General features: G+C 63.6%; 16 protein-coding genes. 10 read left to right on the top strand and 6 right to left on the bottom strand.

Features of this window, described 5'->3' with window-relative positions; translation table 11 throughout:
- Nucleotides 1-51 precede the first annotated feature (51 nt).
- Entirely contained in the window at nt 52-558 is a 507-nt protein-coding gene (locus ACTHNE_RS17560) for a gluconokinase (RefSeq protein WP_440269917.1), read from the top strand.
- Nucleotides 559-622: 64 nt separating this feature from the next.
- Here ACTHNE_RS17560 and ACTHNE_RS17555 read toward each other — a convergent pair whose 3' ends face one another.
- Nucleotides 623-1,531 (bottom strand): DMT family transporter, encoded by a 909-nt coding sequence (locus ACTHNE_RS17555; protein WP_440269916.1) that lies wholly within the window; start codon nt 1,529-1,531, stop codon nt 623-625.
- A gap of 150 nt (nt 1,532-1,681) precedes the next feature.
- On the opposite strand from ACTHNE_RS17555, the gene ACTHNE_RS17550 reads away from it, so the two are divergent.
- The 7 genes from ACTHNE_RS17550 (at nt 1,682) to ACTHNE_RS17520 (ending at nt 11,119) form a co-directional block, all read left to right on the top strand.
- Nucleotides 1,682-3,073 (top strand): aminotransferase-like domain-containing protein, encoded by a 1,392-nt coding sequence (locus tag ACTHNE_RS17550; protein ID WP_324947282.1) that lies wholly within the window; start codon nt 1,682-1,684, stop codon nt 3,071-3,073.
- A gap of 253 nt (nt 3,074-3,326) precedes the next feature.
- Nucleotides 3,327-5,753, top strand: coding sequence for a TonB-dependent receptor plug domain-containing protein (locus tag ACTHNE_RS17545; RefSeq protein ID WP_440269915.1), 2,427 nt, complete (start codon nt 3,327-3,329; stop codon nt 5,751-5,753).
- A 239-nt stretch (nt 5,754-5,992) separates the two neighbouring features.
- The gene (locus tag ACTHNE_RS17540; RefSeq protein WP_324947278.1) at nt 5,993-7,573 is read left to right on the top strand and encodes a flavin monoamine oxidase family protein; all 1,581 of its coding nucleotides are present in this window, start codon (nt 5,993-5,995) and stop codon (nt 7,571-7,573) included.
- Complete coding sequence (locus ACTHNE_RS17535) at nt 7,570-8,004, top strand: c-type cytochrome (RefSeq protein WP_440269914.1); 435 nt, start codon at nt 7,570-7,572, stop codon at nt 8,002-8,004. Before ACTHNE_RS17540 ends, ACTHNE_RS17535 begins: the two co-directional genes overlap by 4 nt.
- 13 nt (nt 8,005-8,017) lie before the next feature.
- Entirely contained in the window at nt 8,018-8,512 is a 495-nt protein-coding gene (locus tag ACTHNE_RS17530; RefSeq protein WP_324947274.1) for a RidA family protein, read from the top strand.
- 229 nt (nt 8,513-8,741) lie between these two features.
- Nucleotides 8,742-10,124 (top strand): siroheme synthase CysG, encoded by a 1,383-nt coding sequence (cysG, locus tag ACTHNE_RS17525; RefSeq protein WP_324947272.1) that lies wholly within the window; start codon nt 8,742-8,744, stop codon nt 10,122-10,124.
- 170 nt (nt 10,125-10,294) lie between these two features.
- Nucleotides 10,295-11,119 (top strand): uroporphyrinogen-III synthase, encoded by an 825-nt coding sequence (locus ACTHNE_RS17520; RefSeq protein ID WP_324947270.1) that lies wholly within the window; start codon nt 10,295-10,297, stop codon nt 11,117-11,119.
- Between the two features lie 63 nt (nt 11,120-11,182).
- Here the strand turns inward: ACTHNE_RS17520 and ACTHNE_RS17515 are convergent, their stop codons facing one another.
- The 5 genes from ACTHNE_RS17515 to ACTHNE_RS17495 form a co-directional block, all read right to left on the bottom strand.
- Nucleotides 11,183-13,888, bottom strand: a complete 2,706-nt coding sequence (locus tag ACTHNE_RS17515; protein WP_324947268.1) for a molybdopterin-dependent oxidoreductase — start codon at nt 13,886-13,888, stop codon at nt 11,183-11,185.
- Nucleotides 13,889-13,976: 88 nt separating this feature from the next.
- Nucleotides 13,977-15,209 carry an NAD(P)/FAD-dependent oxidoreductase gene (locus tag ACTHNE_RS17510; protein ID WP_324947266.1) on the bottom strand — a complete coding sequence of 411 codons (1,233 nt, stop codon included), beginning with the start codon at nt 15,207-15,209 and terminating at the stop codon, nt 13,977-13,979.
- The gene (gene nirD / locus ACTHNE_RS17505) at nt 15,206-15,556 is read right to left on the bottom strand and encodes a nitrite reductase small subunit NirD (protein ID WP_324947264.1); all 351 of its coding nucleotides are present in this window, start codon (nt 15,554-15,556) and stop codon (nt 15,206-15,208) included. The genes ACTHNE_RS17510 and nirD overlap by 4 nt, the downstream gene beginning before the upstream one ends.
- 5 nt (nt 15,557-15,561) lie before the next feature.
- The gene (nirB, locus tag ACTHNE_RS17500; protein ID WP_440269913.1) at nt 15,562-18,123 is read right to left on the bottom strand and encodes a nitrite reductase large subunit NirB; all 2,562 of its coding nucleotides are present in this window, start codon (nt 18,121-18,123) and stop codon (nt 15,562-15,564) included.
- A gap of 19 nt (nt 18,124-18,142) precedes the next feature.
- The gene (locus ACTHNE_RS17495; protein ID WP_440269912.1) at nt 18,143-19,489 is read right to left on the bottom strand and encodes an MFS transporter; all 1,347 of its coding nucleotides are present in this window, start codon (nt 19,487-19,489) and stop codon (nt 18,143-18,145) included.
- Between the two features lie 345 nt (nt 19,490-19,834).
- Between ACTHNE_RS17495 and ACTHNE_RS17490 the strand changes: the two genes are divergently transcribed.
- Both ACTHNE_RS17490 and ACTHNE_RS17485 read left to right on the top strand, forming a co-directional pair.
- Nucleotides 19,835-20,365: a GNAT family N-acetyltransferase gene (locus tag ACTHNE_RS17490; protein ID WP_324947256.1), complete on the top strand. Its 531-nt coding sequence runs from the start codon at nt 19,835-19,837 to the stop codon at nt 20,363-20,365.
- Nucleotides 20,358-20,921, top strand: coding sequence for a helix-turn-helix domain-containing protein (locus ACTHNE_RS17485; RefSeq protein ID WP_440269911.1), 564 nt, complete (start codon nt 20,358-20,360; stop codon nt 20,919-20,921). Before ACTHNE_RS17490 ends, ACTHNE_RS17485 begins: the two co-directional genes overlap by 8 nt.
- The last annotated feature ends 5 nt before the right edge of the window (nt 20,922-20,926 follow it).

Raw genomic sequence — 20,926 nt, 5'->3', positions numbered from 1 at the left:
CAACCCTCCCCTGCCAGCAAGGGAGGGAGCGACATTTCGTATCATTGGGTAATGAAAACACGCGCCATCGTCATCATGGGAGTCTCCGGCTGCGGCAAATCCACCATTGCCGCCGCCGTCTGCCAACGCACCGGCGCACAGCTGATCGAAGGCGACGCCTTTCATCCGCCCGAAAACGTCCGCAAGATGAGCGCGGGCATTGCGCTGAACGACGCCGACCGGCAAGGCTGGCTGGAGCAGCTGGCGCGGGAAACGCTCGATCAACTCCATCTATCGCAACGCGTGGTGCTCACCTGCTCCGCGCTCAAGCGCCGCTACCGCGATACTTTGCGCAGCGTTGTGCCGGATCTGGGTTTTGTATTCCTGGCGCTGACGCCCGAACAGGCGGCACAGCGGGTCACGCATCGCCGCGATCATTTCATGCCGGCGTCATTGATCGAAAGCCAGTTTCGCGATCTGGAGCCGCCGACCGGCGAGCCGCTTGTGCTGACGATCGATGCAACGAGAACCGTCGACGCCATCGCCACCGACATCACCGCATGGTGGCACCGAACGTAGGTTGGGGTGCAAACCCCAACATCGCCATGCCTGGTGTTCCTTACGTTGGGGTTTGCACCCCAACCTACGGGTGATCCGTGAGTGCATGCTTGCGTGAAACGCCCAGCGTCCATTTCAGGTTCACGCCCAGCGTACCCAGCACAATCAAGCCAAGCCCCGCCAGCTGGATGACAGCCAGGCGATGCCCGTACAGCACATAATCCAGCAACAGCGTCACCAGCGGATACACGAACGCCATTACCGCAATGGTCACCACCGGCAAGCGTGGATACGAGGTATAGAACAACACGTAGACGATGCCGCTGTGAATCACGCCCAGGCCCACCAGCCAGAACCAGTGCGTGCCCCAGTGCAGCGCGCTCGAACTGGAAAACCCCGCCAGCATCGCCACGCCGACCCAGCACTGGATCGTTACCAGTGCAAACGGACGCTGTTTGCCGACTATGCGCGACATCAGCAGCGACGCGCCGCATAGCAAGGCCGCCAGGAAGGTAAGCCCGATGCCGATCAGGTAGGACGTATCGGCGCCATGCCACATGCGCTGCGGATCGGCCGAACACGCCACGCCGACGAAACCGATCACCGTCCACATCACATCGACCGGACGCGTGCGCTCGCCTTGCAGCAGCGCCGCCAGCATCAGCATTACGAACGGAAAGAAGTGATACACCATCGTCGCCACGCCGATCGACGAACGCGCCATGCCGGCGAACAGGCACACCCAGTTCAACACCAGCAGCACGCCGCTCAGGATCGCGCCGCGGATCAGCGTGCGTTCCTGCCACAGGCCACGCAGATGACCGCGCGCCAGGCCCCAGCCAAGCAGGAACAGGCTGCCGAACACGCAGCGATAGAACACGGCGGTGACCGCGTCCTGGCCGCTTTCGTGGACGAACACGCCGACCGAACCGATAAGCAATTCGGCAAAGAGCAGTTGAGCCAGCGCCGCGCGATTGTTCTGTTGTTCGAGCATGGATTTTCCGACGTAGGTTGGGGTGCAAACCCCAACGTCCGGATGCATGGCCATTGGCGATGTTGGGGTATGCACCCCAACCTACGACACTACGCCCAACCGATACAGATTCAGATAATCTCCATTTCGACCGGTACAGTTGGAGCACCCATGCTGCTCTACGAACAGCTCGCCACCCAATTGCGCACGCAGATCGCCCAGGGCACGCTGCGCGCTGGCGAGCGCCTGCCTTCGATCCGCCAGCTCGCCCGCAGCCACGAGGTGAGCATCGCCACTGCCGTGCAGGCTTGCCTGCAACTGGAGCGCGAAGGCCTGGCGCAAGCGCGCCCTCGCTCAGGTTATTTCGTACGCGCCGCCACGCCGCTGGCGCCCGAAACGCGCCCTTCACGCCGGCGCACGCCGAACACGGTCAGCAATCCGATGCTGCAGGACGTGCTGGACATGCTCGCGCGCAACGACCTGTTGCCACTGCACAGCGCCACGCCCTCGCCGGCCTTGCTGCCGCAGGCGGCGCTCACCGCATCGCTGTCGCGCTGCCTGCGCCACACCACCACGGCCGCATTGGATTACGCGCCGCCGCAAGGCCATCTCCCATTGCGCCGGCAGATTGCGCAGCGCTATGCGCAAGTCGGCGTCACCGTTTCGCCGGACGAAATAGTCATCACCGCCGGCGCAATGGAAGCGATCAGCCTGGCCTTGCGCACGCTGACCGAACCCGGCGACGTGGTGCTGGTCGAAGCGCCCACCTATCACGGCATTCTGCAGGCGGTCGCGGCGCTGAAACTGAAGGTGCTGGAAGTGCCGAACCTGCCCGGTCGCGGCATCGACGTCGCGCGGCTGGAACAGCTGCTGCAGCAGAACAAGGTGCGCGCGGCGGTGCTGGTGCCCAACTTCAACAACCCGCTCGGCAGCGTGACCGACGATGCCGCAAAGCAGGCGCTGTTGAAGTGCTGCGCGCGGCACAAGACGGTGATTATCGAGGACGACATCTACGGCGAGCTGGCCTGGTCCGGCCAACGTCCCGCGCCGCTCAGGCGCTGGGACGGCAACGTGATCACCTGTGGCTCGTTCTCGAAGATCCTGGCGCCCGGCTTGCGTGTGGGCTGGATGGTCGGCGGCGATTGGACCGAGTCGCTGCTGCGCACCAAGTATTTTTCCACCGTCGGCAGCGCCAGCCTGCCGCAGCTTGCGCTGGCCGATTACCTGCAGCGCCACGATCTGCAACGCCACCTGCGCCAGCTATGCCGTGCGCTGGCGGACAACGCGCAGCGCATGCACGAGGCGATCGCGCGTCACTGGCCCGCCTCGACGCGCGCCTGCACGCCGCAAGGCGGCCTCTCGTTGTGGCTGCAATTGCCGGGCGCGCATGCACAGACGCTGTTTGGAACGGCCTTGCGCGAAGGCATCGGCACCTCGCCGGGCGTGCTGTTTTCCAGTCGCGGCGACTACGCCGATTGCCTGCGATTGACTTGCGGCTTGCCGTGGAACGACAAGCTCGATCGCGCCATGCGTCGATTGGGTCAGTTGGCTGCGCAAGCGTAGATCGGCAACTCAAAAAGCACGCGCCATGCTTGGTTTGCACCAACGTGGCCCACAAAAATGCGCCTGCATGCACACAAATGTGTCAAACGCATAGCAATGGCATGACCAACTATTGACGCACCGCAACACGTGTCATAGCCTCAAATTGCCGTAGCCGGGGAGACACATTGCTGCGGCGCAAACCTGCGATTTGCATACATCCAAGTTCCCTTGGAGGGACGACTTTTGCCTTAAAACTTTTGTGGGGATCTCAATGAAACGACTTGCTCGACATCCGTTAGCAGCCGCCGTGCTGCCCTTGCTTACCGTAGGTATCGTTTTCACTACCGCCGCCTGGGCCGATGACACGCCGGCCGATGCACCCGGCCCCCAGACCGCCAAACAGCTTCAACAAGTCGTCGTTACCGGTACTCGCGCATCCAATCGCACCGCCGACGAATCGCTCTCTCCGATCGACATTATCTCGCCCACCGATCTTTCCTCCAGCGGCTACACGGATCTGGCCAGCGCGCTCAATACAGTGCTCCCTTCGCTGGATTTCCCCCGCCCCGCCATCAACGACGGCAACGACGCCATCCGGCCCGCCTCGCTGCGCGGACTTTCGCCCGATGACGTGCTGGTACTGGTGGATGGCAAGCGTTACCACACCTCTGCGCTGGTCAATTACAACTCCGCGGTGGGCCGTGGTTCGGCGCCGGTAGACTTGAATTCGATTCCGATTTCCGCGATCGACCATATCGAAGTGCTGCGTGACGGCGCGGCAGCGCAGTACGGCTCCGATGCCATCGCCGGCGTGATCAACATCGTGCTCAAGCACGGCAGCCAGCTGGGCGGCAACGACGTCACCGCCAACGCCGGCATCATGGACGAGGGCGACGGCGCCAACAACGGCGTGCAGGGTTCGGTGGGCATTCCGCTGGGCGGCACCAACGGCAAGGCACCCGGATGGATGCGCCTGGCCTGGAATTACCAGAGCCAGATGAGTACCAACCGCTCCGCCAATACCGATCGCGGCACCACCATCGCGGGCGCGACCAACACCACCGGCTACCCCTACGAACGCTACGGCGATCCGGCCGAAAAAACCTATCAGCTGCTGCTCAACTTCGCCTACGACATCACGCCGAACATCCAGCTGTACGGCTATCTCAACGGCAGCAAGCGCGACGTCACTTCCAACGGTTACTACCGTGCGTACAATTCCGCGCGCAACGTGCCGGAAATCTACCCGAACGGCTTCCTTCCGCAGATCGTCAACCACACCAATGACGCGGCCTTCGTGTTCGGCGTAAAAGGCCACACCGACGGCGGCTGGCACTGGGACGTCTCGGCCGATTACGGCGAGAACAACCTGGTGTTCGATATCCAGCACAGCGTCAACACCAACCTGTACTACACCAAAGGCTATTCGCCCACGTATTTCCACGCCGGCACGTTTGCCAACAAGCAGGGCGTGCTCAACGTGGACCTGAGCAAGGAATTCAACTTTGGCTTCCTGCCCAACCCGGTGACGGTGGCGTTCGGCGCCGAATACCGCAACGAGAGCTACGACATCGGCGCAGGCGATGCGGATTCCTATTTCTTCGATCCGAACACGCTCATTCCCGGCACGAGTAATCCGTATGCTGGCGGCTCCCAGGTGTATCCGGGGCTGACGCCGGAAGTGGCGGGCAATTTCACCCGCCACAGCAAGGCGGCGTATATCGATCTGGAAAGCGATCTCACCGACAAATGGTCGGCCGGTATCGCCGCCCGTTACGAGGATTACAGCGACGCCGGCTCCACCCGTTCGGGCAAGCTTTCCACCCGGTATCAATTGACACCCACCTTCGCACTGCGTGGCACGGTGTCGAACGGCTTCCGCGCGCCGTCGCTGGCACAGCAGAACTACGAATCGGTGGTGACGCTGATCCAGAACGGCACGCTCGCGCAGATCGGCACCTATCGCACGTCCAATCCCACCGCCATCGCCCTGGGCGCAAAACCGCTGGTGCCGGAAAAATCGGTGAACTACAGCCTTGGCGGCGTGTGGCAGCCGACTGGTAATTTCACCGCCACGGTCGACGTCTACCAGATCCGCATCTGGGACCAGATCCTGTATTCGGACCAGATTCCGGTAAGCATTCCCGGCGACCAGGTCACCGGCGCGCAGTTCTTCGTCAACGGCGCTACCACACGCACGCGCGGTGCGGACGTGATCACCAGCTACCACCTGGACCTGAACAACTGGGGTGCGCTCAACCTCACCGGCAGCGCCAACTACAACCAGACGACGGTCCTGCACGTTTCCACGCCCGCGTTCGGCCGCGCCAGCCAGGGCCTGCTGACCGATGCCGCGCCGCGCACGAAGTTCGTGCTGGCCGGCGACTGGCTGATCCACGGCTTTGACTTCCACGCCAATGCCACGCGCTACGGCAGCGTGACGCGCCTGGGCGACGACGCCAACGCCGATGAAGACCAGGTGTTCTCCGCACGCTGGATCTTCGACGTGTCCGCCAGCTACACCTGGCAGGCCTGGACCTTCACTGCGGGTGCAGACAACGTCACCAACCAATATCCGACCAAGGCCTCGCTCAACAACGTGTACGAAGATCGTGCCGATGGTCTGCAGTATTCGTCGTTGTCGCCGTTCGGTTTCAACGGGCGGTATTGGTACGGGAAGGTGACGTACCGCTTTTGATCCATGGCTGGTGTCGCAATTCATCCATGCGAGTGACGAGCTCCCTCCCCTGCTTGCAGGGGAGGGTTGGGGTGGGGTTGTTTGAGCTTGCCGCAAGGTTGGCTTCACCCCACCCCAGCCCTCCCCTACTGCACGTAGGGGAGGGAGCCGATCTCTGCGCGTTGAGCATCCTTGTCAGCCCCCTTGCTTGAATTGAAGCGCGAGGTATCCCGATGCAAGACGACGGCCGTATGTTTTCCATGAAACGCCGCGACCTGCTGCGCATGATCGGCATGAGCGCCGGCGCAGCGGCGATGTACCAGGCGATGAGCAGCCTTGGCCTTGCTGCCGAATCGAGCTTCAAAGGTTCACCGACACTGCAGGGCGCGCCGGGCAACACCTCGGTACTGATCCTCGGCGCCGGCATCGCCGGCATGGTGGCGGCATATGAATTGCGCCAGGCGGGCTACAAAGTGCAGGTGCTGGAATACAACCAGCGCGCCGGAGGACGCAACTGGTCACTGCGCGGCGGGGATCGTTTCACCGAGCTTGGCGGCTTCTCGCAGCACTGCCAGTTCGATGACGGCTGCTATCTCAATCCCGGACCATGGCGCCTGCCGTATCACCATCACGGCATCCTGAGTTATTGCAAGAAACTCGGCGTGCAGCTCGAACCGTTCGTGCAGGTGAACCACAACGCCTATGTGCACAGCGCCAGCGCGTTCGGTGGCAAACCGCAGCGGTATCGCACCATCAACACCGATTATCGCGGACACGTGGCGGAACTCCTCGCCAAAAGCACGCAGCAAGGCAAGCTCGACGAGACGGTGAGCAAAGAGGATCAGGAAAAGCTGCTCGAATCCCTGCGCGACTGGGGCGCGCTCGACAAAAATTTTGCCTACAGCAGCGGCATCGCCAGCAGCAACCGGCGCGGCTTCGACAAGGATCCCGGCGGCGGTCTTTCCGCCCGTCCGGTTCCCTCCACACCGATCGCGCTCGACGAATTGCTCGGTTCGCGCTTGTGGAGCGCGCTCAGCGCGGGCGAAATCTACGAATTCCAGACCAGCCTGTTCCAGCCGGTCGGCGGTATGGGACGCATCGGCGAAGCCTTCGGCCGTGCGCTGGATGGCGTGATCCGTTATGGCGCGAAGGTCACCGCGATCCAGCAGGACGCGCACGGCGTCAGCGTCAGCTATGAAGACGCCGGCAAACATGGCAGCACGCACAAGGCGCATGCCGACTGGTGCATCTGCACGATCCCGTTGTCGATACTCAGCCAGATCCCGATGAATGTCAGCGCGCCTATGGCGGCGGCGATCAGCGCGGTGCCGTATGCCGCATCGGTAAAAGTCGGCTTGCAATTCAAGCGCCGCTTCTGGGAGGAAGACGAGCATATCTATGGCGGCATCACGTATACGGATTTGCCCATCGCCACTATTGGCTACCCGAGCAGTGGCTTTCACAGCAGCGGCAAGGGTGTGTTGCTTGGCGCCTATATCTGGGGGCTCAATGCGTTCGAGTTCACCGCGATGACACCGGCGCAGCGCATCCAGAAAGCGCTGGAATACGGCAGCCAGATTCACCCGCAATATCACCGGGAATTCGAGACCGGCGTCGCGGTGGGCTGGCATCGGTCGCCCTTCACCATGGGCTGCTTCGGCCTGTGGTCGGACGACACGCGTGCGAAACACTACGACAACCTCTGCCAGATCGACGGCCGCATCGCGCTGGCCGGCGAACACGCATCGTATCTTCCGGCATGGCAGGAGGGCGCGGTGACTTCCGCGCTGGACGTGATCGAGCGTATCCATCGACGCGCCGTCGCTGAGGCTCGTGCATGAAAATCCATCGGCTTTTGACCACGTTTCTGTACCTGGGCCTGCTTTCGCATGCCACGACGTTGCACGCCCAATCATCGGACAACACCACGCACACGCAGTCATCACCTGGCTTTGCCGACGGCAAGACGGTGTTCGAGCACATCTGCCAGGGCTGCCATATGCCCGACGCCAAAGGGGCGACCGGCGCCGGCAGCTATCCCGCGCTCACCGGCAACCCGCGCCTGGTGTCGGCGGCCTATATGGCGGCCGTGATCCTGCACGGCCGACGCGACATGCCTTCGTTCATCCAGACCGGCGATAGCGGGCCGCTGGAAAACTCCAGGCTCAACGACACGCAGATCGCAGATGTGATCAACTACGTGCGCACCCACTTCGGCAATCACTACGCGGACCGCATCACCGCCCAAGAGGTTGCCGGCATGCATCCCTGATTGGAGACAACCCATGCAGACATCCAAGTTCGTCGCCCTGGCTTTGTTGCTCGCCGCCCCCGCGTTCGCGCATGCGCAGGACGTGACGCGCTACAAGCTGCCCAACAGCAATTTCCCGATCTCCGCCGCGGTGGAAATACCGGCGGGCAAATCCATCGTGTTCCTGAGCGGCATGGTGCCGCCGGTGGTCGATGCGAAAGCGCCGAAGGATTCGGCGGCGGCCTATGGCGACACCAAGACGCAAACCATCGGCGTGCTCACCGCAATCGAGAAACAATTGCAGAGCATGCACCTGGATATGGGCGACGTGGTGAAGATGCAGGTGTTCCTGGTCGGCGACGAAGCGCACGGCGGGCATATGGATTTCGCCGGATTCATGGCTGGCTATACGCAGTTCTTCGGCACCAAGGAGCAGCCGAAGCTGCCGGCGCGTTCGGCGTTCCAGGTAGCGGGGTTGGCCAATCCCGGGTTCCGGGTGGAGATCGAGGTGATGGCGGTGCGGCCTTGAGCTATGGCTCCCTCCCCTGCTTGGCAGGGGAGGGCTGGGGTGGGGTTGCATGGGCTTGCCGCATAGCTTGAATTCCGCGCAAGGCTGCTTCACCCCACCCCCAACCCTCCCCTACTACACGTAGGGGAGGGGGCAAGTCATCGCTTTATTCCGGATAGTCGCAAAGCATCTATGCGCTTCCGCATTAATCTAGACACACACGTCCGTGCATCGAGAAAAAAAACGCACCATGGGGCTCTATCCACTCTTCGCCGACCTCACCGGCCTGCCCGTGCTGGTGGTGGGCGGCGGCCACATCGGCGAACGCAAAACGGCCGCACTGCTTTCTGCCGGTGCCAAGGTGCGCGTGGGCGCGCCATCGCTCACGCCCGTACTGATGCAGCAGGCCGACGAAGGCAAGATCGAGCATCTCGCCGGCATGTTCCAACCGGCCTGGCTGGATGATGTATGGCTGGTCGTCGCCGCCACCGACGATCACGAATTGAATGCCCGCGTGGCCGCCACGGCGGAGGACCGACGCATCCTGGCCAACGTGGTGGATGCCCCTGCCCTGTCGCGTTTTCAGGTACCGGCGATGGTGGATCGCACGCCATTGACAGTGGCCGTCTCCACCGGCGGCGCAGCGCCCGTGATCGCACGGCGCGTGCGCGAAATGCTTGAAACCGAACTCGACCATGCGTTGGGTGCTCTCACCGCGCTCGCGCAGCGCTATCGCACGCGCATTTCCCTGCGCTGGCCTGACCTGGCCGAACGCCGCGCGTTCTACGACTGGCTGCACGACGGGCCAGTGATGGCGTATTTGCGCAACGCGCGCCCTGATCTGGCCGAACGGGCTTTGCTGGATGCGCTGGATGCGAACGAGCCCACTTCGAAAAGGGGCTCGGTGGCGCTGGTCGGCGCCGGCCCTGGCGACCCTGGCCTGCTTACCTTGCGCGCCCTGCGTGCACTCAACCGGGCCGATGTGATCCTGCATGACTCGCTGGTCAGCGAAGCGGTGCTTGCGCTGGCGCGCCGTGATGCCGAACGCATCGACGTGGGCAAGCGCTGCGGCGGACGCCATACGCAGCAGGAACAGATTCACCAGCTGCTGCTGGAACAAGCGCAAGCAGGCAAGCTGGTGGTGCGATTGAAAGGCGGCGATCCCTTCGTGTTCGGCCGCGGCGGCGAGGAGATGGAATTCCTGCACCAGCACGGCATTGCCTGCGAAATCGTCCCGGGCGTTACCGCCGCGGTCGCATGCGCCGCCTACGCCGGCATTCCGCTCACCCACCGCGAGCATGCACGCTCAGTGCATCTGCTGACCGGCCATGGCAAGGAATCGCTCGATGCGATGGACTGGCCCGCGCTGGCGCAGGATCACCAGACCCTGGCCGTCTACATGGGCATGGCCAGGCTGGAGGAATTCACGCAGCGTCTGCTGGAGCATGGCCGGCGGCCGGATACGCCCTTTGCGATCATCGAAAACGGCACGCTGCCGCAGCAGCGCGTGGTGCGCGGGGTGTTGCAGGAGTTGCCGGCGCGGGCGAAGGAACGTGATATCCATCCCCCTGCGCTGTTGATCGTTGGCGAAGTGGCGGCATTGGCGCGCGAGCATGCATGGTTTGGCGCTTAGCGCTACATTTGCCTCACCGTCATTCCGGCGAAAGCCGGAATCCAGTTCAATACGTTGTGCGAAGCTACTCTAACTAAGTTTCTGGGTCCTTCGGACGCATAGTTAGACTGGATTCCGGCTTTCGCCGGAATGACGGTGAGGGACATACACGCTTCCGGGTCTTATCAGGCATGACCGAATCAACTTCCGACCAGCCGCTGCAAAACCGCCGCATCGCCATTCCCGAATCGCGCGAGCTGGACATGTTCGCCTCGCTGCTGGAACGCCGCGGCGCGTCGGTGCTGCGCTGCCCGCTGGTCGATATTCGCGACACGCCCAACCCCGTGCCCGTGCTGGAATGGCTGCGCACATTCTGCGCCGGCGGTTGCGATGACCTGCTGTTGTTCACCGGCGAAGGCGTGCGCCGCCTGTTGAGCCTGATCGAGCACCATGCGCCTGACCTGCGCGAACGCTTCATCACGCAACTCGGCACCGTGCGCACGTTTGCGCGCGGCCCCAAGCCTGGCCGCGTGCTGCGCGAGCTTGGCCTGAAGCCCACGCTGGTCGCCGATCCCGCCACCACGCCCGGCATGATCGCACTGTTGCAAACACTCGATCTCAAGGGACGCCGCGTGGGCGTGCAGCTTTACGGCACGGAGCCGAACCAGGCGCTGATGGATTTTCTCGCCGGTGCGGGTGCGCACGCCTTGCCGGTATGGCCGTATGTGTACGCCGATGCCGCCGCCGATGCACAAGTACAGGCGTTGATCCAAGCCATGCAACAAGGCGAGGTCGATGCGATCGCCTTCACCAGCCTGCAGCAGGTAGAGCGCTTGTTTCGCCTGATCGAAGCCGAGCGGCTGCGGCAGGCCCTTGCGCATACGCTGGTTGCGGCGATCGGCCCGATCGTCGCCGATGCGTTGCGCGCACACGGCGTGCAACCGCAAGTGGTGCCGGAAGACAATTTCTACCTGAAGCCGTTGACGCAGGCGTTGATCGCGCGGCTGGGTTCGTAGGTTGGGGTGCAAACCCCAACATCCGGTGCCGTAACGTAACGATGTTGGGGTTTGCACCCCAACCTACGCGTTCACTTCGGCCTTCATTTCCGCAATCAGCTGCTTCAACTCCGGCACGCACGAACCGCAGTTGCCACCCGCACGCAAGGCCGCGGTGATCTGCGCTGGCGACTCGAAACCCTGCTTGCGGATCGCCTCGCAGATCGTGTTGCGGCCCACACCGAAACACGAACACACCATTGGCCCGGTCGCCGCGCCGGGATCGGCCGGTTCGCCGATCAGCAACGCCATGCGGTCGGCTTCGTCCAGTTGCTCGCGCACGAACAGGCCGGCCAGCCAATGCCGCGACGGCAGATCCGGGCGCGATGAAAGAAACACGCAGGCCTCGATGCGATCGTCGATCACATGCGCTGCGCGATACACACCCGTACTGCGGTCTTCGTATTCCAGCCAATCGGCATCCGGATCGCTGACGCCCAGCCAGGCACGCGCCCAGGCGCTGCATTCGGATGGCCGTTCGCGATGCGCGATCTCGTAGCGCCGAAAGCGATCGCCCTGGATCGACGTCCAATAACTCAAACCATCCGGCGCCAGCAGATTGCGGCTGAGCGCAAAACCGTACCAGCGCACCGGAAACGGTTCGACGCTCACCGGCGTGTGCTTGAACTCCGGCTCGCCGGAGACGGGATCGACCACCGGGTTCACCAAGCTGCCCACGCGCGCGTCGGAAGCGAACTGATCGTTCCAATGGATCGGCACGAACACATTGCCCGCACGCATGCCACCGCTGTGCTTGACGCGCGCCACCATGCCGCCCCAGCGCGATTGCACACGCGCCAGCTCGCCTTCGCGTACACCGCAGCGCAGCGCATCGTGCGGGTGCATGTCGACGAAGGGCTCGGGAATATGGCCGGTGAGTTTCGGCGCCTTGCCGGTGCGCGTCATGGTGTGCCATTGATCGCGCACGCGGCCGGTGTTGAGCACCAGTGGGTATTCGCGGTCGACGGCATGCACCGGCGCCCGTGCCGGCGTCGCGACGAAGCGCGCGCGACCGTTCGCGTGCGAAAACCGGCCATCGGCAAACAGGCGCGCCACCCCTTCCCCGTTTGCCGCCACCGGCCACTGCACCGGCGCCAGCGCGTCGTAGGCGTGCCGATCGAGGTTGGCCAATCCTTCCAGGTTGAGCAGGCGGCGGGTGGCAGGCGCATCTTCCGATTGCGGCTCGTGATTGCGGTAGGCGGTAAGCTGCGCGTGCTCGGCGAAGATCGCATGCACGTCATCGAACTGGAAGCCCTCGGCAAAGCCAAGACGCTGCGCCACGTCGCACACGATGCGCCAATCCGCGCGCGCATCGCCCGGCGCGGGCATGAATACGCGCTGGCGCGAAATGCGCCGCTCCGAATTGGTGACGGTGCCGTCTTTCTCGCCCCAGCCCAGCGCGGGCAACAGCACGTGCGCGTAGGCATTGGTATCGGTCTGCGCGACGATGTCAGAGCTCACCACCCATTCGCAGCGCGCCAGCGCCTGCTTTACGCGATCGGCGTCGGGCAGGCTCACCACCGGATTGGTGGCCATGATCCATAACGCCTTCACCTTGCCATCGCCAATGGCGTCGAACAGATCCACTGCCTTGAGGCCTGGCCGCTCCGTCATGCGCGGCGATTGCCAGAACGTCTGCACGATCTGCCGATGCACTGGATTTTCCAGCTCCATATGCGCCGCCAGCATGTTCGCCAGGCCGCCGACTTCGCGTCCGCCCATCGCATTGGGCTGACCGGTGAGCGAGAACGGCCCCATGCCCGGCTTGCCGATGCGCCCGGTGAGCAGATGGCAATTGATGATGCTGTTGACCTTGTCGGTGCCGCTGGAAGACTGGTTCACACCTTGCGAGAACAGCGTAATCGTGCGCTCGCAGCGCGCGAACCAGCGATAGAAATTCAACAGGTCCGCCAACTGCACGCCGCAGATGCGCGCCACTTCGGCCGGATCGCCGGCATCTGCCTGCGCCGCCGCCAATGTCTGCGCGAAACCTTCGGTATGCGCTTCCACGAACCGCGCATCCATCGCGCCATGCTGGAACAGGAACGCCAGCAGGCCGTTGAACAGCCATACGTCCGTGCCGGCCTTCACCGGCAGATGCAGGTCGGCCGATTCGCAGGTCGCCGTATGGCGCGGGTCGATCACCACCATGCGCGGCGGCGTGCCGCTTTCCTTCGCCTTGGCGATGCGCTGGTACACGATGGGATGGCACCAGGCGGTGTTCGAACCCACCAATACGATCAGCTCGGCCTGCTCCAGGTCTTCATAGCAACCCGGCACCACGTCTTCGCCGAACGCGCGCTTGTGCCCGGCCACAGCGGAGGACATGCACAGGCGCGAATTGGTATCGATATTGGCCGTGCCGATATAACCCTTGGCCAGCTTGTTGACGACGTAGTAGTCCTCGGTAAGCAACTGGCCGGAGACGTAGAACGCCACCGCATCCGGGCCGTGCTGTTCGATCACGCGGCGGAAGCCTTCGGCCACGCGGTCCAGCGCATCGTTCCAGCTGACGCGTTGCAGCGTGCCATCCGGCGCTCGCAGCAAGGGATGCAAAAGACGGCCGCGCAGATCGACCGTTTCGCCAAGCGCCGAACCCTTTACGCACAGGCGGCCTCGATTGGCATGATGCTTCGCATCGCCTTCCACATGCACGGAGCCATCGGCGTCGGCGCGCGCAAGCACGCCGCAACCGACGCCGCAGTAGGGGCAGGTGGTGGCAACGGTCATGCCAGCTCCGTAGGTTGGGGTGCAAACCCCAACGTCGTGATGCATGGGAGATGACGATGTTGGGGTTCGCACCCCAGCCTACACGGGTTCATGCCGCCACCTCCGCCGGCTGGCAATACTGCCTGCCGAACAACAGGCGATCGCGAATCGGCGTGATGTCCGCCCCGCTCTGGATCAAGTCGAAATACCAGCCGCCATCCTTCACATCGCCGTACAACACCGCGCCGATGATCTGGTTGTCCTTCAGCACCAGTCGCTTGTAGATACCGCGGCGCGGATCGCGCAGCACCAGATCCTCCGTGCCGGCACCGCCGATGAAATCGCCGGCCGAATAGAGATCGATACCCGTCACCTTGAGCTTGGTGGCAGTGCGCGTGAAGCGATAACGGCGATGACCCACGCGCGCCAGGTGCGAAGCACAGACACGCGCCTGCTCCCATACCGGCGCCACCAGGCCAAAGGTAAGGCGACGATGCTGCACGCATTCGCCGACGGCGTAAACGTGCGGATCATAGGTCTGCATGGTGTCGTCGACCACGATGCCGCGATCGCAATGCAGCCCGCAGGATTTGGCCAGCGCGATATCCGGACGCACGCCTACCGCCATCACCACCAGGTCGGCGTCGATGCGGCTACCGTCGGCCAGTGCAATGCCCTGCACGCGGCCATCGCCGTAGAGTTCCGAGGTCTGCGCGTTCAACAGCACGTTCAGGCCGCGCGCCTTCAGGCTGTGCGAAAGCAGGCGCGATGCATCCGCGTTGAGCTGCTGCTCCATCAGCACATCGATGCGATGCAGCAGCGTCACCTGCATGCCGCGACGCAGGAGGCCGTTGGCGGCCTCGATGCCAAGCAGGCCGCCGCCGATCACTGCGGCATGCTTGTAGGTGCTGGCCGCCTCGAGCATCTGTTCGACATCGTCGATGCCGCGAAAGCCGATCACGCCCGGCAAATCACCGCCGGGCAGCGGGAGCATGAACGGCTTGGAGCCGGTGGCGATCAGCAGGCGGTCGTATGGCACTTCCACGCCCTTGCGCGAATGCACGCGCCGCCGGCGGCGATCGATCGATACCACCGGATCGCCCGCATGCAGCGTGATGCCGTTTTCCGCATACCACTCGCGCGTATTGAGCATGATCTCGTCCGCGCCCTTCTCGCCGCTCAACAGCATCGACAGCAGGATGCGGTTGTAATTGCCGTAAGGCTCCGCGCCAAACACCGTGATGTCGTACAGGCCGGGAGCGAGCTGCAGCAGCTCTTCCACCGTGCGCATGCCGGCCATGCCATTGCCGATCACGACCAGCTTGGGCCGCGGTGCGCTCATCGTGACGAGCGCCTCAACACCACGTGCTCGCCGTGCAGCTTGACCTGCCATGCGTGCACCGAATGTTCCGGCGCCTCCAGGCATTCGCCGGTGCGCAAGTCGAAATGATGCTTGTAGATCGGCGAGGCCACCACGAGGCGCTCGCCAAGATTGCCGACCAGGCCGCGCGACAGCACCGAGGCTTCCGCATTCGGGTCGTAGTTGTCCAGCGCGTAGAGCCCGCTTTCGCCGACGCGGAAGATCGCCACCTGCTCGTCATCCACCAGCGCGCATACGCCGGTGTTCGGAACGATGTCGTCCAGGTAACACACTTGGACCCAGCCTTGCACGGTCACCGTATCGTCCATAGCCTTTACTCCGTCGTGACGTGTGCGTGAATGAGCCGGCGTTTTTCTTCCGGACGCGCCGGGCGGATCTGGCCGCGCTCGGGCACGAACTCCACGTTGCTGTCCTGCTCGCGACTGTTGACGAAATGCTGGAAGCGCTTGCGCGTCTGCGGATCGGTCACTGCCTTCTTCCACTCGCACTCGTAGGTGTCGACCACGCGCTGCATGTCCGCTTCCAGTTCGGCGCCGATGCCGAGCTTGTCGTGCACGATCACGTCTTTGAGGTAATCCAGCCCGCCTTCGAGGTTGTCGCGCCACACGCTGGTGCGCTGCAGGCGGTCGGCGGTGCGGATGTAGAACATCAAGAAGCGGTCGATGTACTTGATCAGCGTGGGCGTATCCAGATCGCCCGCCAGCAGTTCCGCATGGCGCGGCTTCATGCCGCCATTGCCGCACACGTACAGGTTCCAGCCTTTCTCGGTGGCGATCACCCCCACGTCCTTGCCCTGCGCTTCGGCGCATTCGCGCGTGCAGCCGGAGACGGCGAACTTCAGCTTGTGCGGCGAACGCAGGCCCTTGTAGCGGTTTTCCAGGTCGATCGCGGTACCGACCGAATCCTGCACGCCGTAGCGGCACCAAGTGGAACCGACACAGGATTTCACCGTGCGCAGCGATTTGCCGTAGGCGTGGCCGGATTCGAAACCGGCAGCGATCAGCTCTTCCCAGATCAGCGGCAACTGCTCCAGCCGCGCGCCGAACATGTCCACGCGCTGGCCGCCGGTGATCTTGGTGTAGAGGCCGTATTTCTTGGCGATCGCGCCCACCGCGATCAGGCCGTCGGGCGTCACTTCGCCGCCGGCCATGCGCGGCACCACCGAATAGGTACCGTCTTTCTGGATGTTGGCCAGGAAGTAGTCGTTGGAATCCTGCAGCGAGGCGTGCTCTTTCTGCAGCACGAACTCGTTCCAGCATGAAGCGAGGATGCTTGCCACGGTCGGTTTGCAGATGTCGCAACCCAAGCCCTTGCCATGCCGCTGAAGCAATTCGTCGAAGTGCTTGATACGTTCCACGCGTACCAGGTGGTACAGCTCCTGGCGCGAATAGGCGAAGTGCTCGCACAGGTGGTTGTTCACCGCCAGGCCCTGGCGCTTCATCTCCGCCTTCATCACCTGCGTGACCAGCGGCACGCAGCCGCCGCAGGTAGTGCCGGCCTTGGTGATGCTCTTGAGCGCGCCGATCGAAGTGGCGCCATCGGCCACCGCCTGGCACAGCTGGCCCTTGGAGACGTTGTTGCACGAGCAGATCTGCGCCGACGCCGGTAGCGCGTCCACGCCCAGGCCAGGCTTGGCCTTGCCATCGGAGGACGGCAGGATCAGGAATTCTGGTTCCTCCGGCAGCTCGATCTCGTTGAGCATCATCTGCAGCAGCGTTCCGTACTCGCTGGCGTCACCCACCAGCACACCGCCGAGCAGGCGCTTGCCATCGCCGGACACCACGAGTTTTTTGTAGATCTGCCGGCGCTCGTCGCTGAATTGATAGCTGCGGCTGCCGGGTGTGGCGCCATGCGCATCGCCGAGGCTGGCCACGTCCACACCCATCAGTTTCAGCTTGGTGGACATGTCGGCGCCGGCGAATTCCGGAAGCTGCAGCGCGTGCTTGCGTTCCAGCAGCGCGCCCAAGTGCGCCGCCACCACGCGTGCCATGTCGTAGCCTGGCGCAACCAGGCCGAAGGTTTTACCGCCCCAGTACGCACATTCGCCGATGGCGTAGACGTCCCAGTCGCGTGTCCGGCAGTAGTTGTCCACGTGGATGCCGCCGCGCTCGCCGACGCCGAGTTCGCACTGACGCGCCAGTTCGTCGCGCGGGCGAATGCCGGCGGAGAACACGATCATGTCCGCGTCGAGATGGCTGCCGTCGGCGAATTTCATGCGATGGCGCGTGCCATCGCCGTCGACGATTTCCTGCGTGCTCTTGCCGGTGTGCACGGTGACGCCGAGCTCTTCGATCTTGCGCCGCAGGATCTGGCCGCCGATGTCATCGACCTGCACCGCCATCAAGCGCGGTGCGAATTCCACCACGTGCGTTTCCAAGCCTAAGTCGCGCAACGCCTTGGCGCATTCCAGGCCGAGCAGGCCGCCGCCGATCACCACGCCGATCTTCGAGCGCGCACCGCACTCCTGCATGGCCAGCAGATCGTCGATGGTGCGATAGACGAAGCAGCCGTCGCGATCATTGCCGGGGATCGGCGGCACGAACGGCCTGGAACCGGTGGCGAACACCAGTTTGTCGTAGGCGAGCACTTCGCCGTCGGCAGTGGTGACGCGCTTCTGCTGACGATCGATATGCGCAGCGCGCGCAACAAGGCGCAACTGAATGCCCGGCTGATCGAAAAAGCCCGGCTTGACCAGCGACAGGTCTTGCGCGGATTTGCCGCTGAAAAATTCAGACAGGTGCACGCGATCGTACGCGGGCCGGCTTTCTTCGCACAGCACGGTGATATCCAGATCCGGCGGCTGGCGCTCCATCAGCTCCTCCAGCAACTTGTGCCCGACCATGCCGTTGCCGATGACCAACAGTTTCACTGTCATGTGCCGCACCCCTTTCCGCTTACGCCGCCACCGACGAGGCCGCCGGTTCGACCTGGTTCAATCCCAACGCTTCCTGATAAAGCTCTTCCTCGCGCGCGGTGTGTTCGGCACTGAAGCGCACTGCCAGCGCGCACAGCGAACCGGCGATCACGAAGCCGCCGAGCAAGGCGAAGGTGTGCTGCACGGAACCGGTGCTCTTGAGCAGAAAGCCCGCCGCCACCGCGCCGACATTGCCGCCCGCGCCGACGTTGCCGGCCACGCCGCCGAGCGATTTGCGATCGATGAACGGCACCAGCGCATAAGTGGCGCCGCAGGCCATATGCGTAAACAAGCCGAAGGTGATCATCGCCGCCACGGCGAGGCTCACGGTCTGCGTATTGGAAAACCACAACAAACCCAGCCCTTCGCCGAGCATCAACGCGCCCAGCAGCCAGCTGCGCGAGGCGAGCCCGTGCCCGCGCGACAAGCGGTCCGATGCAATGCCGCCCAGCGCGCGCGCGAACAGCGCCAGCAAGCCGAAGCTGCCTGCTGCAAGTCCGGCATGGCTCAGATCCAGGCCGAAACGATCCACGTAATAGCTGGCCGCCACACCGTGCACGAACAGCTCGATGCCGAAGCAGCCGGCATACGTCACGAACAGCATCCACACGCGGTAGTTGCTTGCGGCGGTGGCGAACACGCGCCAGCCGCTGGCCTTGCCCGACTCGGTCAGCACGCCCATCGCGCGCAGCTCGCGGTAATCGCCATGCGGGCAATCCTGGCCATAGCGCCAATACAGCGCGGCGACGATGAGCATCGCCACACCCGGCACGAACATCGCCGCACGCCAACCCATGCCCTGCTGCACGCCCAGCGCAACCACCGCAGCCAGCACCCACGGCATCACCGACTGCGCCACGCCACCGCCGGCATTACCCCAGCCGGCCGCCGCGGCATTGGCGGTGCCCACCACGTTCGGCGCGAACATCACCGAGGTGTGGTACTGGGTAATGACGAAGCCCGCACCGGCGATGCCGATCGCTAGGCGAAAAAACAGAAACGACGCATAGCTGTGCGCAAAGGCGATGCCGAACACCGGAATCGCCCCCAGCACCAGCAACCACGTATACGTGCGCCGCGGCCCGAAGCGATCGCATAGCGGCCCGACGATCAGCCGTCCAAACACGGTGACCGCTACCGCGGCGATGCTGATGTTGGCGAGCTGGTCCTTGCTGAGATGGAACTCGCCCTTGATCAGCGGCATCAACGGCGCCACCGCAAACCAGGCGAAGAAGCAGACGAAGAACGCCAGCCAGCTCAAATGGAACGCCCGCATTTGTGGCGTGCGCAGTTGGAATAACTCGATCCGCGTAGCTTTGCTCGACATGCCCTACCCCGCTGAAGACTTGCCCCTGGCCCTGGCCCGTCCGTCGCGCGAAAACGCCGATCAGCGGACCTTGATGGATGATGCGTTGCATCATTTGTGCCAGCGATCCGGTCCGCGAGTTTCCTAGCGTTTTCAAGCACAAGCCGCGCATGTCCAGTTTGCGCCGAGCACCAGCTAAGGGCTAATACGGCTGGAGCTTGCACCGACAGGGTGCAGCACCGGACGCGTTTCCGCAGCCATCTTTGGCGCTGCGTTTCGGTTTTCCACCCCGCTTGCGGCGGTGGAACCGGCCGTGCAACTATCCACCATAGTGAACATATGTCCCCTATAGTGAATGGACCGGCCATGCTCATCCGAGAAGCCAATCCGTGCGATGCCGAAGGCATTACGGCGATCTACAACGATGCAGTCCTGCACACCACGGCGATCTGGAACGAGCAGACGGCCGACGTCACCCAGCGCATGGCGTGGCTCGCCGATCGAAACAAGGCTGGCCATCCGGTGCTGGTCGCCGTGAACGTTGCCGGTGACGTACTCGGCTACGCCTCGTTCGGCGATTGGCGCGCGTGGGAGGGTTATCGCCATAGCGCGGAGCATTCGATCTACGTACGCGCCGACCAGCGCGGCCAGGGTATCGGCGAGGCATTGCTTCGAACCTTGATCGAACGCGCGCGCGACATCGGCAAGCACGTGTTGGTCGCAGGCATCGAAGCGAAAAACGACGCATCGATCCGTCTGCATTACAAGCTTGGTTTCGAACAGGCGGGCTACTTGAAACAAGTTGGTGCCAAATTTGGGCGATGGCTGGACCTGGTTTTTCTGCAGCTGACGCTCGACGCCCGCCGCACACCGGAAGGAGCTCCGTCCCATGAGTGAGGTATTGGATATCGATGCGAGCCTGGCGCGACGGCTCCGGCTCGAGCGCGAGGCGCGCGGCTGGTCGCTGGCGGAAGTGGCGGAACGCTCGGGCGTTTCCAAGACCATGATCAGCAAGATCGAGCGCGCCGAGGTCAGCGCCACCGCCGCCTTGCTCGTGCGTCTCGCATCGGCGTTCGGCCTTACGCTTGCCGGCCTGCTGGTGCGCGCGGAAGGCCATGCGGGACGCATCTCGCGCGCCGCGGATCAACCGCAATGGACCGATCCGGAAACCGGTTATGTCCGCAAGCAAGTACTGGCCATTCCTGATCACCCGCTGGAGCTGGCGCAAATCGAATTGCCGCCGGCCGGCAGCGTGAGCTTTCCCGCGCACAGCTTCGCGCTGATCCGCCAGCTGGTGTGGGTACGCTCCGGCACGCTCACCCTCACCGAAGGCGGCGAGCGGCACAGCTTGAACGCGGGAGATTGCCTGGCCTTTGGCGCACCATCCGACGTCGTCTTCGCCAACGAAACCAGCAAACCGTGCCGCTATGTGGTGGCGCTGTATCGACAGTAGGGGGA

Origin of the sequence: Dyella sp., assembly GCF_051954575.1 — a bacterium.
Taxonomy (GTDB): Bacteria; Pseudomonadota; Gammaproteobacteria; order Xanthomonadales; family Rhodanobacteraceae; genus Dyella_B.
This window is presented reverse-complemented; position numbering and strand designations above follow the sequence as displayed.